The organism is Cupriavidus sp. UYPR2.512 (assembly GCF_000379565.1).
In the GTDB taxonomy this organism is placed as follows: Bacteria; Pseudomonadota; Gammaproteobacteria; order Burkholderiales; family Burkholderiaceae; genus Cupriavidus.
On the sequence record NZ_KB903141.1, the window covers coordinates 1 to 1022 of the forward strand.

The following is a 1022-nucleotide window of genomic DNA, read 5'->3' on the forward strand; positions in this document are numbered from 1 at the left end:
CACCTGAAGGTGCGCGCGCCAGTTCTCGACCCTACCTTAGGGGGCGGTGGCGCAGAAATGCGCCACCGCTACCCGACACCGGCGTGGATGCAGATTCGGGCCTCGTGCACACCGTAATTGGCACCCCAGCGAACGTCCACGACACCGTCCCGGCTAGCTCGCTACTGCACGGCGAAGAATGCGATGTCTTTGCCGATGCAGGCTATCAAGGTGCTGATAAGCAGTCGAAAGAGCGAGGCCTCCGCTGGCATGTTGCGATGCGACCAGGCAAGCGCCGACTACTGGACACCAACAAGGAAGTGGATTCCCTGTTGGACCAGATCGAACGTGTCAAGGCGGCCATCCGTGCCAAGGTCGAACATCCGTTCGCATTCTCAAACGTCAATTCGGCTACCCCAAGGTACGTTATCGTGGGCTGGCAAAGAATACCGCGCAACTCACAACGCTTTTTGCGTTGGCCAACCTGTGGATGATGCGCCGGAAACTGGGCATCGCTTCAGCATGAGGCACCGAGGTGGGCTACGGTGCGCCAGCGACGTTGCCACGCTGCCCTGTCACAGCAAAGGGAGGCACTACGAAGATCGCGAAATCATTGCTCTCTGCGAACAGAGTGCATCGAGCGCCAGAAGTCAGCGTGAATTTGGGTTGCGCAGACCTTCCTTAACCTCGTCCATTGTGACAACTGGACAGAGGGATGGGCAAGAGATGGCGATCCAGCGTGAGACTTGGGGATCAGAGCGGCGAAACTTTGCGGTACAGCTGGTAAGCACGCCTATGATCCCACGGCGTCAGCTTTCCCGAACTCTGGGGGCCCGTTCTGGGCGCAGGTTAGCTGGATTTCTCAGCAGGCGTCATGGTGATACAATTTAACATAATTATTATTATGCGAACTGTTAGTGTAGCAGCAAAGTTGTAATGTCCGGTTCTAGAGAGGTGGCGCCGGAAATTCGGACAGTCGGATAAATGGAAGAGCTGGGGTCTGAGCCGGCCATAATGGCGGGCAGAAAGGACCTCAGAAGATG

1 pseudogene is annotated in these 1022 nt (G+C 56.8%); it reads left to right on the top strand.

From position 1 onward, the window contains the following. Positions 1 to 80: 80 nt before the first annotated feature. Positions 81 to 505, top strand: a pseudogene (locus A3A5_RS42120) (transposase); the annotation flags it as partial. Between the last annotated feature and the right edge of the window lie 517 nt (positions 506 to 1022).